Here is a 13643-nt window from a genome sequence, read left to right on the forward strand (position 1 = left end):
GGATGTCAACATATCTGGCGTTGACTTTTGGCACGCTGTTGAGTTCTCAAGGAACGGACACTTCCTTCGAGCCGCTTTCCAGCGGACCCTCCGGGCGCTTCGTTCTTTCTTCTCTTCGAGCTTATCAGATCCGCCTCGCGGCTTTTTCCGACTCGCTCTCGGTGTTTCCAACCTTACCAGGCCTTCCGCACCACTTCGGCCTCCTCAGGAGGCCTTCGCCGTACCGGACCTGACGGCCCGTCCGACGAGTTGAACTCTAGCTCAGCTCCGCTCCGAAAAGCGAATCCGTGCTCCTCGCCCGAATTCCGGCACAGCAAAACAAGCCCGCCCCTAATATGTGCGAAAAGCAGCACACACGGAGCCGACGATCTTGCCGTGAGGGTTCTTTCAGGAGAGTGGCTGCACCCGGGACCGTCCGCACAGAGCGCGCGTCCGGTGCTCCCTGACGGGCAGCTCGAAGAACACTAGACCTCTCCGAGCTCCGAGTCAACCGCCGAGGTGAGGCGCCCCTGGGCCGGCACGGTGGGCTCGGCGGCGGGCAGCTGGAAGGCGAGCACGGCCACGTCGTCGTCGTGCTCGGCCGTCACGCCCATCGCCCGGAGCAGCCGGGCGCAGACCACCTCGGGCGAGCCGACCGCGCCGGCCAGGGTGCGGGAGAGCAGCCCGAGGCCCTCGTCGATGTCCTGGTCGCGGCGCTCCACCAGTCCGTCGGTGTAGAGGACACCGGCGGTGCCGGGGAGCAGGCGCAGGGTGTGGGAGGTGTGGGTGCCGCCGCCGGTGCCGAGCGGCGGGCCGTTCTGCTGCTCGCCCTGGAGCACGGTGCCGTCGGGAGTGCGGAGCATCAGCGGCAGGTGGCCGGCCGAGGCGTAGGTGAGGGTGCCGGGGCGGCCGCCGTCCGGTGGGCCGGGAGGTGCCTCGTAGACGGCGTAGACGCAGGTGGCGATCTGGTTGGCGTCGATCTCCATGGCGATGCCGTCGAGCAGGCTCATCACCTGGTGCGGCGGCAGGTCGAGCCGGGCGTAGGCGCGCACGGCGGTGCGCAGCTGGCCCATGACGGCGGCGGCCCGCAGGCCGCGGCCCATCACGTCGCCGATCACCAGGGCGGTGCGGCCGCCGCGCAGGCCGATCACGTCGTACCAGTCGCCGCCGACCGCCGCGTCGGCGCCGCCGGGCTGGTAGGTGGCGGCGACCCGGAGGTCGGCCGGCTGTTCGAGCTTCTGCGGGAGCAGGCTGCGCTGCAGGGTGACGGCGGCCTCGCGCTGGCGGCGCTCGGCCTCGCGCAGCCGGGAGGCGACGGCCATCTGGTCGGTCACCTCGACGGCGAAGACCAGCACACCGACCGCGGGCGGCTGGCCGTCCCGGGTGATCACCCGTCCGGTGGAGTGCAGGGGGACGCAGGAGACGTTGAAGCAGCGGGTGCGGGCGGGGTCGGCGGGGTCGGTGACGCTCCGGGCCTTGACGCTGCGGCCGCGCCCGGAGCGCAGCACCTGGTCGAGCAGGGGCAGCAGGCCGAGGCCGTCCAGCTCCGGCAGCGCCTCCTCCGCCGGCCGGCCGTTGGCGGGGGTGCCGAACAGCTCGCGGTAGGCGTCGTTGGCGTAGCCGAGACGGTGCCGGGTGCCGTAGGTGATCACCACGGGGGCGGGCAGCCGGCCGAGCACGTCGCGCAGGTCGTAGAGCTCGTGCAGTTCCAGCAGCTGGTCGGGCCCGGGCAGGCCGGCATGGCCGAGCGGGTCGCGCGGCCCGGGCAGGGCGACCTGGTCGTCCTTGGGCGGTGCGACACGCCACGGCGTTCCGGTGAGCCGCGCACTCCAGCGCTGAAGGTTCAACCGTCCGTCGCTTTCCTCGGGAGGTTCCGTCACGGCTCGTACTGGTGTGCACACAGGCCGTGAGGGGGTGTCACGCAGATCCTGTCAGGTGAACCGGTGGTTCCGGAAGTCGTACGTGTGTTGGTCGTGTTGTACGGCACGTCGAGTGCGCGCTGCCGCACTAATCCTCCGGGTCGCGGGCGGCGGCCCGGAACTCGGCGCGCGGGTGCTCCAGCGAGCCGAGCGAGACGGGCTCCCGGGCGAAGAGGCCGCCGAGCAGCCAGTCCGCCAGCACCCGCACCCGCCGGTCGGCGCTGGGCAGCCGGCGCAGGGTGCGGGCCCGGTGCAGCAGCCAGGCGCGCCGGCCGGTGAGGCTGCGGCCGCGGCTGCGCGCCACCGCGCGGTACGGGCCGAGCGAGGCGGAGGCCTCGGTCTGCGGGGCCCGGTACGGCTGCGGCGGGCCGCCGGCCCGCACCGCGAGCAGGTTGCCGGCCAGCAGCTCGGCCTGGGCGAAGGCGTGCTGCGCATTGGGCCGGCACTGGCCGGCCGGGCCCTCGGGGACGGCGGCGCAGTCACCGGCCGCCCAGGCGCCGGGCAGCGGGGTGCCGTCCGGCTGGACGGCCTGCAGGGTGGGCAGGCAGCGCACCCGGCCGTCGCGGTCCAGCGGCAGGTCGGTGGCGGCCAGCACCGGGGCCGGGCGCACGCCGGCCGTCCAGACCAGGGTGCGGGCGGCGAACTTGCTGCCGTCGGAGAGCAGCATCAAGCCGTCCTGGGCCGACTCCAGAGTGGTCTTCAGCCGGACGTCGATGTTCCGGTCCCGCAGCAGGCCCAGGGCGTGCGCGGCGAGCTCGGGCTCGGCCTCGGCGAGGATGCCGGGGCCGGCCTCGACCAGCACCCAGCGCAGGTCCTCCGGCTGGATGGTGGGGTAGCCGCGGAGCGCGTCGCGGGCCATGTCGGCGAGCTCGGCGAGCGCGCCGACGCCCGCGTAGCCGCCGCCGACGAAGACGAAGGTGAGGGCGGCCTGCTGCAGCTCCGGATCACGGGTGGAGGAGGCGAGGTCGAGCTGGTCCAGCACGTGGTTGCGCAGGGCGACCGCCTCGGCGACCGTCTCGAAGCCCCGGCCGTGCTCGGCGAGGCCGGGCACCGGGGCGGTGCGGGAGATCGAGCCGACGGTCAAGATGACTTCGTCGTACGGGAGTTCGACGGTCACGCCGTCCTGCGGGGCGAGCCAGGCGAGTCGGCGGCCGTGGTCCACCCGGGCGATCCGCCCGGTCAGCACCCGGCAGCCGGGCAGCTCCCGGCGCAGCGGCACCACCACGTGTCGCGGGTCGATCGAGCCGGCGGCCACCTCGGGCAGCAGCGGACGGTACGTCAGGTAAGGTGCGGCCTCGACCAGGGTGATCTCGGCCCGACCGGACCGCAGCTCGTCCCGCAGTTCCCGCTGGAGCCGCCGGGCCGCGGTCAGCCCGGCGCAGCCACCGCCCACGATCAGGATCCGGATGGTGCCACCCCCTGTCGACGTGACCTGGTTCACGCAACCATGACGCCCTGTGGAGAGGGGTCTTGTCCACACATCGGACCGGATTCACCCCACCGCGCACCGCTGAACCGTCACCCCGGGTGGTGAATCCATTACGGCCTGATTTACCGTTGGCCGACCAGCCCGACTGTCCCACGCTCAAACGGGGAAGGGTAGTCCGCGGATGATCCCTGCTCGGATGCGGCGCGGGCCGTGCGGGCCCGGCACGGGGGCCGGGCGCTGGGGCCGGACACCCGTGTGCTGGTCACGGGCGGCCGCGACGACTACGCACCAGGAGCCCGGAACACGCTCCTCCGGGGGAGGGTTGGGGATGATGACACAGGATCACTTGCTGGACCCGGCGACGCCGCAGGCCGGTCCGGGTGCCTGTACGGTGCCGGAGCAGCGGCTGCCCGAGCAGCGCCTGGCGGAACCGCCGACCGCTCCCGGACCGGGGAGCGAACCCGGGCCGGGCCAGGCCGAGGAGCGCCGGTCCACCCGCCTGCGGGTGGACGCCAGGCGGAACCTGGAGAGCGTGCTGCGGGCAGCTCGCGAGGTCTTCGGCGAACTCGGCTACGACGCACCGATGGAAGAGGTGGCCCGGCGCGCCGGGGTCGGCGTGGGCACGGTCTACCGGCGCTTCCCGAGCAAGGAGGTGCTGGTCCAGCGGATCGCCGCCGAGGAGGTGGCCTGGCTGACGGCCAGGGCCCGGGAGGCGCTGTACGGACCGGCCGGGCCCTGGGAGGCGCTGGCCGGCTACCTGGCCAACGCGGTGGGCACCGGCGCGGGCCGGCTGCTGCCGCCGGAGGCCTTCGGCTACGCCGAGGAGCTGGCCCGGGTACCGGAGCAGCGGCCCGCCGCCGAGGGGTTCGGCTACGGGTACGGGCCGGGCGCCCCGACGGCCGAGGCGGGCCGGTTCGACGGCACGGCCGGCGCTTCGGGCACCCCGCACGCGGACCCGCGGCTGCTGCTGCAGCTGCTGGCGGCGCTGGTCGCCCGGGCCGCGGCGGCGGGCGAACTGCGGGCCGGGGTCACGGTGTCGGAGATCGTGCTGGTGCTGACCGCGGCGGTGCCGCCCTCGATCGGCCGGACGGCCGGGCGGGAGGGCGCCGACCCGGGTGAGCGGCTGCTGCAGATCCTGCTGGACGGGCTGCGCGCCGCCTGACGGGACGCTGACCGGCGGGAACGGCTGGAGTGGGGACCCGCGGCGTCGGCCGGGCCGACGCCGCGGGATGCTGGTGGGCGCCGGGGCGTGCTGACGGCGCTCCGGACGTCAACCCGCGTCAACTCGCTGCGCCGGAGCGGGCGAAAGGATGCTCGGACGCTTCCCCCAAAGAGTGGGTCGGGCCGCCGACGGCTTCCGGGCTCCGCGCCGCTATGCCATCCTTTGCCCGTGGTTGGAGCCATTGTCCCGGTGCGTGCCGTTCCCGGCGGCGCATCGAGGCATGGGCCGGGGCAGGTTGTGCGCTCCGCGTGCGCGCAGCGCCGTCCGGTGCCACGCGACGGGTGGACTGGCGGATCGGGCGAGGCGGACGCATGAGTGCCGAGGAGCAGAACGAGCGCAGCGCCGAACCGGGCGCCGAGGCCGCGACCGGGCAGGTGCCCGGCCAGGGCGGCGCGCCGGTGCGGGAGTCGCTCGGCCAGGTGCCCGAAAGCCCGCCCCGGGTGCCGGGCCAGGCCGTGGCCGGGCAGGGCGGGGTGACCCCCGAGGCGTTCGTGGCCCAGCGCAGCGCCGGCGGCGAGCCGCACTCGGCCGAGGTCGAGGTGCCGGTGCCGCTCGGCAAGGTGCCGCCGCCGGCCGATCCGGTGGACGGCGACCGGCCGCCCTCCGACGCCGAGTTGACGGCCCTGGTGCGGGCCGGCGACGACACCGCCTACGAGGAGATCTACCGCCGGCACGTCGAGGCGGTGCGCCGCTACGCCCGGACCTGCTGCCGGGACAGCTTCACCGCCGAGGACCTGGCCGGCGAGGTGTTCGCCCGCACCCTGCAGGCGCTGAAGGCCGGCAAGGGGCCGGAGTTCGCGGTCCGCGCCTACCTGCTGACGGCCGTGCGCAACGTGGCCGCCGCCTGGACCCGCAGCGAGCGCCGGGAACAGCTGATCGACGACTTCGGCGCGTTCGAGCAGTCGGCCGCGGCCGCCGCGATCGACTTCGAGCTGGCCGACCCGGGCGCCGACGCCTGGGCGATGGCGATGGCCGACCGCCGGATGGTGATGCAGGCCTTCGTCGAGCTGCCCGAGGACGACCGGGTGCTGCTCTGGCACACCGAGGTGGAGCAGGAGTCGCCGAAGACCGTGGCGGTGATGCTCGGCAAGACCGCCAACGCCACGGCGGTGCAGGCGCACCGGGCACGCTCCCGGCTGGCGGCCGCCTTCCTCCAGGCGCACGTCTCGGGCACCCAGGAGCAGGGGTGCGAGGAGTACGCCAACCGTCTCGGGCAGTACGCCCGGGGGTCGCTGCGCAAGCGGGCGGCCACCGAGGTGGGGGACCACCTGCGGGAGTGCGACAAGTGCACGGCGGCGCTGCTGGAGCTGGTGGACATCAACCACGCGCTGCGGCTGCTGCTGCCGGGCGGGGTGCTGGTGTGGATCGGGGCGGGGGCGTTCTCGGCGTTCGCGGCGGCGGTCGGGGCCGGTGCGGTGGCGGGGGGTGCGGCGGCCGGCGGGGCGGCGGCCGCGGCGACCACGACGGGGGGTGCGGCGGGTGCCGCCGGTGGCGCGGCGGGTGCCGCGGGTGCCGGCGCTGCCGGGAGCGGCGCCGCCGGTGGCGGTGCGTCGGGCGGGGCGGCCGGGGTTGCCGGTGAGGGGCTCGGCACGGTGGGCAAGGCCGCCGTGGCGGCGGCCGTCGCGGTGGCCGCCGTGGCCGCCGTCGCCTATGCGCTGACCGGGAGCCCCGAGCCGAAGCCGCCGGTGGCCGCGCCCGTGCCCAGCTCCGCGCCGCCGTCGGCGCCGCCGGCCTCCTCGGCCGCGCCCGCGCCGGTGCCGCCGCCCCCGGCGCCCTCGCCCACCCCGCCGCCGCCCTCGCCGACGCCCTCCCCCACGCCCGCGCACACCCATGCCCCGGCGGCGCCTCCGCCGCCGAAGCCGAAGCCGCCGACTCCTCGTGCGAGCACCCCGCGGCCCTCGCCCACGCCGTCGCCGGCCCCGCCGGCTCCCGTGCCGACGGTGCCGGAGATCGTGGTGCCCACGCCGCCGGTGCCCAGCTTCTCGCCGCCGAGCGTGCCGACCGAGATCCCGACGCCGCCGGTCCCGACCGAAGTGCCGACCCAGGGCGCGCCGCCCCCGCCCCTCTCCAGCTTCTGGGTGGACTCGCTGCCGTTCTCCAAGAAGTCGGACCGGGTCCCGCCGCCCGGCCCGACCATCGACCGCCGCAACAGCGACTGGCTGCTGCAGCGCGACGGCCTGCTGATCGGCGGCTCCGCCTACAAGCGCGGCATCTCGGTGCACGCGCCGGCGGTGGTCACCGTCGACCTCAACCGCAGTTGCAGCAGCTATGACGCCACGGTCGGCCTGGACGACTTCTCGTTCGCGCCGGGGCGGTTCCGGTTCAGCGTCCGGGACGGATCGGGCACCACCCTGTGGAGCTCCGCCCCGCTGCGCTCGGGGCAGGCGGGGGTGCCGGTGCACCTGTCGCTGGCCGGGCAGCAGCGGATCGAGCTGGCGGTCACCCCGCTGGACGGCGTCTGGTCGGCGGGGAACCTGGCGGACTGGGCGGACGCGCGGTTCAGCTGCTGACGGGAAAGGGCGAGGGCGCCGGAGCGCTTCGGCACCCGACGCCCTCGCCCGGTCGTCACCCTCAGATCGCGCAGGCCCCGTCGGCGCAGGCCTCGCCGCCCTCGGCGCCGGCCGGGCCGACTTCCTGCGCGGTCTCGGCGGCGACCTGCTCCAGCACCTTGAGGAAGGTCTCGGTCTCCTGGCCGCCCTGCACCGCCCAGCGGCCCTCGAAGACGAAGGTCGGCACGGCGGAGATGCCCAGCTCGCGGGCCTCGGCCAGCTGCGCGCGGACCTCCTCGGCGCCCTCCTCGCCCGCCAGGTAGCCGGCGACCCGCTGCCGGTCCAGCCCGGCCGCCACCGCGACCTCGGTCAGCGCGGCGCGGTCGCCCACGTCCACCCCGTCGGAGAAGTGCGCCTTGAGCAGCGCCTCCTTCAGCTGCCCCTGCACCGCGGACCCGTACTCCGTCTCGGCCAGGTGCAGCAGCCGGTGGCCGAGGAAGGTGTTGGCGTGCAGCGCGGCGTCGAAGTCGTACGAGATGCCGACCGTGCGGCCCAGCTCCGTCACCCGGTCGTCCATCGCCCGCGACTGCGGACCGTAGCGCTCCGCGAGCCAGGCCCGGTGCGGGCTGGCGGTGGCGGGCGCGTCGGGGACCAGCTGGTACGGCCGGTAGACCACCTCGACCTCCCCGTCGAACCGGCCCAGCGCCTCGTCGAAGCGGCGCTTGCCGATGTAGCACCAGGGGCAGGCGATGTCCGAGTAGATCTCGACCTTCATGGGACTGGCTTCCTGTCGTGATGGGGCGCGGGGTGAACGTGAAGATTCAACCAATTCGTCCGCGCGGCTATTCCCTCATCCCCGGAAGCCGCCCGACACCAGGAAGAGGTCCGACGGGCCGCCGACCGGGGTCCCGCAGCGGGTGGCGACCGGCGGGGCCGTGGGGTCGCCGTACCGCGGGACGCCCGAGTAGCCGACCCGGGGGTGGCCGTCGGCGTCCTGGTGGAAGCTCAGGGCGATCTCCGGGTGCCAGTCGGCTCGCGCGGGCGGGATGGTCTGGCCGGCCCCGGTGACCGAGACGGATTCGGCGGTGCCGGTGAGCACGGTGGTGCCGTCGGCCTCGGTCAGGCAGTCGACGGCCAGCTCCACCCGGATGGTCCCCTGCCAGCTCCCGTCCGGGGAGTAGAAGACGTGCTGCATGGTCGCGTGGCCGCGCGCCGCCTCGGGCTGCCCCGGCGTGTGCGCGTCCACGCCCAGGGTGAGCAGCTGGGTCGGGATCGGCACCGGCCCCTGGACGTCGAGCCGGGCGAAGCCGCGCACGCTCAGTGGGTGCTGGTGGTAGGCGGTGGGTGCGGGCGCGGCGGTGGCGGAGCCCGGGGTGCCGACCGCCGCGGCGAGCGCGAAGGCGGAGAGGGCGGCGGCGGTCAGGGCGGTGCGGAGGGTCATCGGTGCTCCTGGCGGTGGTCGGGGGCTGGGCGCCTCCGGTGGTTCCACCCTTCCGATCGGGCGGGCGCCGGCCGTCCGTCTGGGGGAGGGAGCGGGTCCCCTCGACGGGGGAAGTCGGCGGGGACGACTTCCCCCGCGAAGGGGAGACGGTGCCGGGAATGGCCGAAGCCGAATTCCCGGTGCGGAATTCCGCCTACCCCTCCAGAAGGCGCCCCCGCAGACGCTCGACCATCGCCGTGTCCACTCCCAACCGCTCCCCCGCATATCCCGCCACCGAGCCGTACCGCTCCCGCATTCCGGCGATCGCCAATTGCAGCACCTCCGCCGGTGCCCGCCCGTATCCGGGCCAGTTCATCGTCAGGTGCGGATAGTTGGCCTGCCATTCGGCCACCAGGCGGTCCGTGGCCGATTCCGTCAATGCGTAGTCGGCCACGATGTCCTCCTCCCCCACCCCCAGCAGGGTCAGCACCAGCAGCGCGATCAGTCCCGTGCGGTCCTTGCCCGACTGGCAGTGGAAGACCACCGGCCCGTCGCTCTGCGCGATCACGTCCAGTGCCGCGCGGATCTCCGCCGTGCCGTCCTCCGCGACCTCCGCGTACTTTCCCGCCAGGAACGGGCCGATCGCGACCTCGGGCCCCTGCGCCGCCTGGTCGTACGGGCGGTGCTCGATGCTCAGGTTGTGGAAGGCGAGCGACGGGTGCTCGGGCACCCGGCCGCTGCGGGCGATCTCCCACGGGTAGCGCAGGTCGATCACGGTGCGGATGCCGAGGGCGAGGAACTTCTCCCAGTCCGCCGCCGAGCCGCGCAGCTTGCCGAGCGAGTCCGAGCGGTAGAGCGCGGCCCAGCGGACGGTGCGGCCGTCGGCGGCCCGGTAGCCGCCGAGGTCGCGGAAGTTGTGCAGGCGGTCGAAGGAGTGGTGGCGTTCCATGGCGGTCCCCCTGGGCGCTCGTGGATCTTGGACGACGTCGGGGGAACGCGGGGACCGGCCCCCGGCGTTCCCCCGGGCGTGGAGGGCTGCGAGGTCCGGGAGCCGGCGGGATCGATCGCGCGAGGGGCGCCGGCCGCCGCCTGGGCGGATGCCCGCTTCGCGGCCCCGGCGGCGCCGGCGGCGACCACGCCGCGAGGTGGCCGACGCGCTGTTCGGCAGGCTCGCCAGGCCGCTGGTGTACGGCATCGACCGGCGGCAGGCGGGGCGGTACCTGCGGGTGGTGCACCTGGTCCGGCCGGCGGTGCGGGGCGGCGGCTGAGGTCGCACGGCCATCCGGCTGACGCCGGGTCAGGCGGCCAGGGCCAGCGCAACGGCGGCGGGCGCGAGGTAGATCAGCGGGAACGGGATGTGGGCGTAGGAGCGGGCCCGGATGATGGTGACCACGGCGCCGGTGAAGTAGAGCACGATGCCGATCGCGGCGGCGATGCCGATCAGCGGCACGAAGAGCCCGATCAGCAGCCCCAGGGCGCCGGCCGCCTTGAGCACCCCCAGCCCGGTCCACCAGCTGCGGGGGACGCCGTAGTCGGCGAGCGGCTTCACCACGAACTCGGCGCGGCTGAAGATGGCGTAGGCGGAGAAGCCGACCATGGCGGCGCCGAGAACGCTGGTGACGGTGTAGGCGATGGACATGACGGGGGCTCCCTCTGTGGTTCGCGGTGGGCCGCTCGATGCGGCCTCACTGCGATGACCCCGGGGAGCGCGGGAACGTGACCGGAGGCGCGAAGTTTTTTCGGACGCCGGCCCAGCCGACTTCCTAGCGCGCGGGAGGAGCCGGAACCACCAGTACCGGACAGGGCGCGTGGTGGACGGCCGCCGAGCTCACCGAGCCCAGCAGCAGCCGGCTGAACGCCCCGTTGCCCCGGGCGCCCAGCACCAGGGTGTGCTGGCCCACCGCGCCCTGCAGCAGCTGCTCGATCGCGCGGCCCTGGGCGACGTAGAGGGTGCACGCGGCCGTGTACGGCCGCTGCCTCGCGCGCTCCACGGCGTGGACGGCGCGGCGGAGGCCGTCGGCCATGCTCTCGGTGAGGCGGTCGATGCTCTCCCGGACCAGCTCGGCCATCCCCGGCGGGTAGGCGCCGCCGGGGGCCGGGTTCACCACACCGAGGACGTAGAGCGGGAGGCCGTGGTGCTCCGCCTCGGTCATCGCCCGGTCCAGTGCCCAGAGCGAGCCGTCCGACCCGTCGCAGGCGGCCAGGACGCCGGGCGGCGGCGTCGGGAGGCCCTGGCGCACCGGGCGCTCGGCGGTGGCGGGGGTGGGGGTGGGGGTGGGTGGCGGAACCGGGTCGAGCGTGGTCACGGGAGCCGCCTTAGGGAGTCGGGTAGCCGCTCCCGCCATGATCGGCGGCCGGGAAGCCCGGGGGGCGACGGCACGCCGTGGCGGGGAGCGGACGGCGAGGGGTCCCGGGGCATGGCCGAGGGTTCACGGCAGGAGGGTGCGACGCCGCCCGGCGGACCTGCCGCATGCCGCGCCGGCCACCGCCCCGGCTCACGCCCCGCCCCCGCCCCCCGCCATCGCCAGCGCATGCCGCTGCGGCGCCGGCAGGCCGGTCCAGCAGGTGCCCGTGTGGCGGGCCGTGAAGCGGCGGAGCCAGAGTTCGGTGGCGATCAGGTCGGCGAGGCCGTCGAGGGCGCCCGGGGGCAGGTCGCCGTACGGGTCGGTGGCCGTGCCGAGGGCGCGGTGGACGGCCGGGAGGTCGATCAGCCCCGCCTCGGCGAGGAGCGGGGCGCGGAACAGGTCGGCGAGGGCGCCGGCCGCCCGGCGCAGGCCCAGGCGGGCGGCCCCGGCCCGGTCCGGGCGGGCGGCGCGCCCCCAGTCGGGCGGGAGGTCGGTGCGCCCCGCGCCGGTGAGCACCGAGCGGAGCAGCGCGTGCCGGGCGCCCGGCTGCAGGCGCAGGTCGGCCGGGAGCAGCCGGGCCGCCCGGATCACCCGGTTGTCGAAGAACGGCGCGTGCACCCGCTGCCCGTGCTGCTCCGCCACCTGCAGCAGGATGCGGTACCCCGCCGCGTGGTGGTGCAGCGCCAGCCGGGCCCGGTGCGCGCCCGGGGCGAGCAGCGGCTCCGGCCCCCGGGCCGCCAGCCGCAGCCGCTGGGCGACGGCGGAGAGCGCGTCGTCGGAGAGCCAGCGGGCGGCCGGCCCCGGCACCACCCAAGCGAGGTCGGCCGCCGAGTGGGCGCCCATGGTGTAGCGCGCGCCCGGGCGGTTGCCCCGGCGCGCGCCGCCGTGACGGGCCGTCAGCCGCACCGCCGCGTCGTCCAGCGCCTCCGCGTACCGCACCCGGGCCAGCCGGCGCGCGGCCCGCAGCACCGTGACCGGGGTCCGCAGCGCATCGCTGAAGGTGCCGGTCAGCGCCCGGTCAGCCCCCGCCAACGCGGCCACCGGGGGCAGCAGTTCGCGCGGCCGCCCGTCCCGGATCAGGTCGGCGAGCCGGGCCGGGTGGCCGTCCAGCACCTGGCGCGCGCCGTGCCCCGTCAGGTGGTCCGCGCCGCCCGCGCCGAGCCGGGCGGCGGTGCCGGCCGCCGTCACCAGGGCCCGCCCCGGCGCGTCGGTGAGCGGGCCGCCCAGCGGGTCGTCGGTCAGTTCCGCGTACGGCAGGTGCTGTGCCTCGGTGGGCAGCACGGTGTGCCGCAGCCGGGGCCGGCCGCCGTCCGGCGGGGGCTCGGGGGCCGGGCGCGGGGACTCGTGCGAGGTGACGGCGGCGAGCAGTTCGGGCAGGGCCGTGCCGGCGGCGGGCTCCGGGCGGGTCCAGGAGCCCTTGGTGGCGCCGCTGCGCCGCGGGGCCGGGACGACGGGAGTCGGGGCCAGGGCCGGCGCAGTGCCCGCGGTGGTGATCGGGACGGCGGCGGCGAGCAGCGCGACGGCCGTGGAGGCGGTCCCGTAGGAGAGGTCGGCGCCGATCCGCGGCCGGTCCTCCCCGGGGGCGGCACCGGGCGCGAGGCGGACCCGGAGCCGCACCGCCTCCAGCAGGGTGCGGGTCAACTCCCGTACCGCCGCCGCCTCGCCGCCCGGGAGCGGGCCGCTGCCGGGAGTGCCCTCGTCGTCGTAGCAGTGCAGCTGCGGCAGTCCGCCGCGGATCGCCAGGGCGTGGCCGGGCGGCACCCGGTGCACGCCGGCGTACGGGGTGCTGGTGCCGATCGCCTCGGCGGACTCCGGGCAGGCCAGTGCCGCGGCGAGGTGGCCGGTGTCCACCCCGGCGCCCACCAGGTCGGCGAGCGGCAGGCCGGCGGTGGCGTAGGCGGTGCCGCCGCACCAGGGGGTGTGGAAGACGGGCTGCAGGCCGGCCAGGTCCGTGAGGAGCAGGGTGCTGCGGGTGCCCAGGCGCAGCACGACGGTGTAACTGCCGGGCCAGGCCGTCAGATGGCGCACCGCGCCGCCGCGGGCGGCGGCCAGGCCGGCGGCCAGCTCCCGGTCGTCGGCGCCGCAGTGGCCGAGCACCAGCAGGCGGGCGGTGGACTCGGTGTCGGCGCCGAGGTCGGCGGTGCCGATGACGGGCCGGGGCGGCTCGCCGCCGGGGCGCTGGACGAACTGCCGGATCTCCTCCGGGCGCCAGTCACCCACCGCCCAGAGCGGATCGGGGCCGGCCCAGAGCGGGGTGGCGGCGATCGGCCGGACGTCGGCGAGCGCGGCGAGGGCGTCCTGCACGGTGGCGGCGGGGAGGGCGCCGCGGTCGGCCCAGGCCCGCAGCAGGGCGGGTTTCGGCGGCCGCGCCTGGGACACGCTGCCGCTCCAGCCAGCCAGCCACCGCATCGCGCCTCCACCTGGTGCCCGTGGTTCCCGGGCACCATCGTGCCACTGCGGCAGACGGGGGGAGGCGGGTCGGCGGAGGTCGGGTGATTCCACCTCGCGGCGGGCGAATCGGGCGTATGGGAGAGGGGGTTGGCGGCGGCGGTTCCCCGGCGCAGCTCGGATGCCGCGCGGACCAGGGCTCCCCCTCCCCGCCCTGGGCCGCACGGCGCGGGCGGCACACCGGGGCGAACCGCACCCGGCGACCGCCCGAGAACCCGGGGCGCGGGCCACCGGGGCACCGCGCGGGGCGCCCCCACCACGGGCCACCCGGGCACCGCAACCACACACCCCCACCACCACCGGCAATCAGCCACCCCGGCACCTGCGCCGCCGCGGCCGCGGGCACCGCGCGTCCGATTCGCGGCGCCCGCGGCCCGGGCGGCGGTGGCCCC

At 76.2% G+C, this 13643-nt stretch carries 11 protein-coding genes and 1 pseudogene; 4 read left to right on the plus strand and 8 right to left on the minus strand.

All coding sequences use genetic code 11. The features are described 5' to 3' along the window. The coding region (locus ACFYNO_RS33255) for a hypothetical protein (RefSeq protein ID WP_388021235.1) at positions 1-233 on the plus strand (233 nt) is incomplete at its 5' end. A 300-nt stretch (positions 234-533) separates the two neighbouring features. Here ACFYNO_RS33255 and ACFYNO_RS33260 read toward each other — a convergent pair. After that, positions 534-1826 (minus strand): annotated as a pseudogene (locus ACFYNO_RS33260) (PP2C family protein-serine/threonine phosphatase); the annotation flags it as partial. A gap of 160 nt (positions 1827-1986) precedes the next feature. Next, positions 1987-3339, minus strand: a complete 1353-nt coding sequence (locus tag ACFYNO_RS33265) for an NAD(P)/FAD-dependent oxidoreductase (protein ID WP_388021237.1) — start codon at positions 3337-3339, stop codon at positions 1987-1989. Between the two features lie 319 nt (positions 3340-3658). Here ACFYNO_RS33265 and ACFYNO_RS33270 point away from each other — a divergent pair, with 319 nt between their 5' ends. Both ACFYNO_RS33270 and ACFYNO_RS33275 read left to right on the plus strand, forming a co-directional pair. Beyond that, positions 3659-4489 carry a TetR/AcrR family transcriptional regulator gene (locus tag ACFYNO_RS33270; RefSeq protein WP_388021343.1) on the plus strand — a complete coding sequence of 277 codons (831 nt, stop codon included), beginning with the start codon at positions 3659-3661 and terminating at the stop codon, positions 4487-4489. 371 nt (positions 4490-4860) lie between these two features. Continuing rightward, entirely contained in the window at positions 4861-7059 is a 2199-nt protein-coding gene (locus ACFYNO_RS33275; RefSeq protein WP_388021239.1) for a sigma-70 family RNA polymerase sigma factor, read from the plus strand. A gap of 61 nt (positions 7060-7120) precedes the next feature. Here ACFYNO_RS33275 and ACFYNO_RS33280 read toward each other — a convergent pair whose 3' ends face one another. The 3 genes from ACFYNO_RS33280 to ACFYNO_RS33290 form a co-directional block, all read right to left on the minus strand. Further along, a complete protein-coding gene (locus ACFYNO_RS33280) occupies positions 7121-7813 on the minus strand; it encodes a DsbA family protein (RefSeq protein WP_388021241.1) in 693 nt (230 codons plus the stop codon). Between the two features lie 75 nt (positions 7814-7888). Further along, positions 7889-8479 carry a hypothetical protein gene (locus ACFYNO_RS33285; RefSeq protein WP_388021243.1) on the minus strand — a complete coding sequence of 197 codons (591 nt, stop codon included), beginning with the start codon at positions 8477-8479 and terminating at the stop codon, positions 7889-7891. 193 nt (positions 8480-8672) lie between these two features. Then, the gene (locus ACFYNO_RS33290; RefSeq protein ID WP_388021245.1) at positions 8673-9407 is read right to left on the minus strand and encodes a tyrosine-protein phosphatase; all 735 of its coding nucleotides are present in this window, start codon (positions 9405-9407) and stop codon (positions 8673-8675) included. A gap of 148 nt (positions 9408-9555) precedes the next feature. Between ACFYNO_RS33290 and ACFYNO_RS33295 the strand changes: the two genes are divergently transcribed. Further along, on the plus strand, positions 9556-9726 hold the full coding sequence (locus ACFYNO_RS33295; protein WP_388021246.1) for a hypothetical protein: 171 nt from the start codon (positions 9556-9558) through the stop codon (positions 9724-9726). Positions 9727-9755: 29 nt separating this feature from the next. Here ACFYNO_RS33295 and ACFYNO_RS33300 read toward each other — a convergent pair whose 3' ends face one another. The 3 genes from ACFYNO_RS33300 to ACFYNO_RS33310 form a co-directional block, all read right to left on the minus strand. Next, a complete protein-coding gene (locus tag ACFYNO_RS33300; RefSeq protein ID WP_388021248.1) occupies positions 9756-10097 on the minus strand; it encodes a DoxX family protein in 342 nt (113 codons plus the stop codon). Positions 10098-10221: 124 nt separating this feature from the next. Further along, positions 10222-10764: a universal stress protein gene (locus ACFYNO_RS33305; RefSeq protein ID WP_388021250.1), complete on the minus strand. Its 543-nt coding sequence runs from the start codon at positions 10762-10764 to the stop codon at positions 10222-10224. A 189-nt stretch (positions 10765-10953) separates the two neighbouring features. Next, positions 10954-13212, minus strand: a complete 2259-nt coding sequence (locus ACFYNO_RS33310) for an asparagine synthase-related protein (RefSeq protein ID WP_388021252.1) — start codon at positions 13210-13212, stop codon at positions 10954-10956. Positions 13213-13643 lie beyond the last annotated feature (431 nt).

The organism is Kitasatospora sp. NPDC006697 (assembly GCF_042869935.1).
Lineage (GTDB): Bacteria > Actinomycetota > Actinomycetes > Streptomycetales > Streptomycetaceae > Kitasatospora.

Bases quoted from the DNA above. Each gene is read 5' to 3' on its own strand.
- ACFYNO_RS33285 (WP_388021243.1), bottom strand. From the start codon at position 8,479: ATGACCCTCCGCACCGCCCTGACCGCCGCCGCCCTCTCCGCCTTCGCG.
- ACFYNO_RS33300 (WP_388021248.1), bottom strand. From the start codon at position 10,097: ATGTCCATCGCCTACACCGTCACCAGCGTTCTCGGCGCCGCCATGGTC.
- ACFYNO_RS33310 (WP_388021252.1), bottom strand. From the start codon at position 13,212: ATGCGGTGGCTGGCTGGCTGGAGCGGCAGCGTGTCCCAGGCGCGGCCG.
- ACFYNO_RS33275 (WP_388021239.1), top strand. From the start codon at position 4,861: ATGAGTGCCGAGGAGCAGAACGAGCGCAGCGCCGAACCGGGCGCCGAG.
- ACFYNO_RS33290 (WP_388021245.1), bottom strand. From the start codon at position 9,407: ATGGAACGCCACCACTCCTTCGACCGCCTGCACAACTTCCGCGACCTC.
- ACFYNO_RS33295 (WP_388021246.1), top strand. From the start codon at position 9,556: ATGCCCGCTTCGCGGCCCCGGCGGCGCCGGCGGCGACCACGCCGCGAG.
- ACFYNO_RS33270 (WP_388021343.1), top strand. From the start codon at position 3,659: ATGACACAGGATCACTTGCTGGACCCGGCGACGCCGCAGGCCGGTCCG.
- ACFYNO_RS33280 (WP_388021241.1), bottom strand. From the start codon at position 7,813: ATGAAGGTCGAGATCTACTCGGACATCGCCTGCCCCTGGTGCTACATC.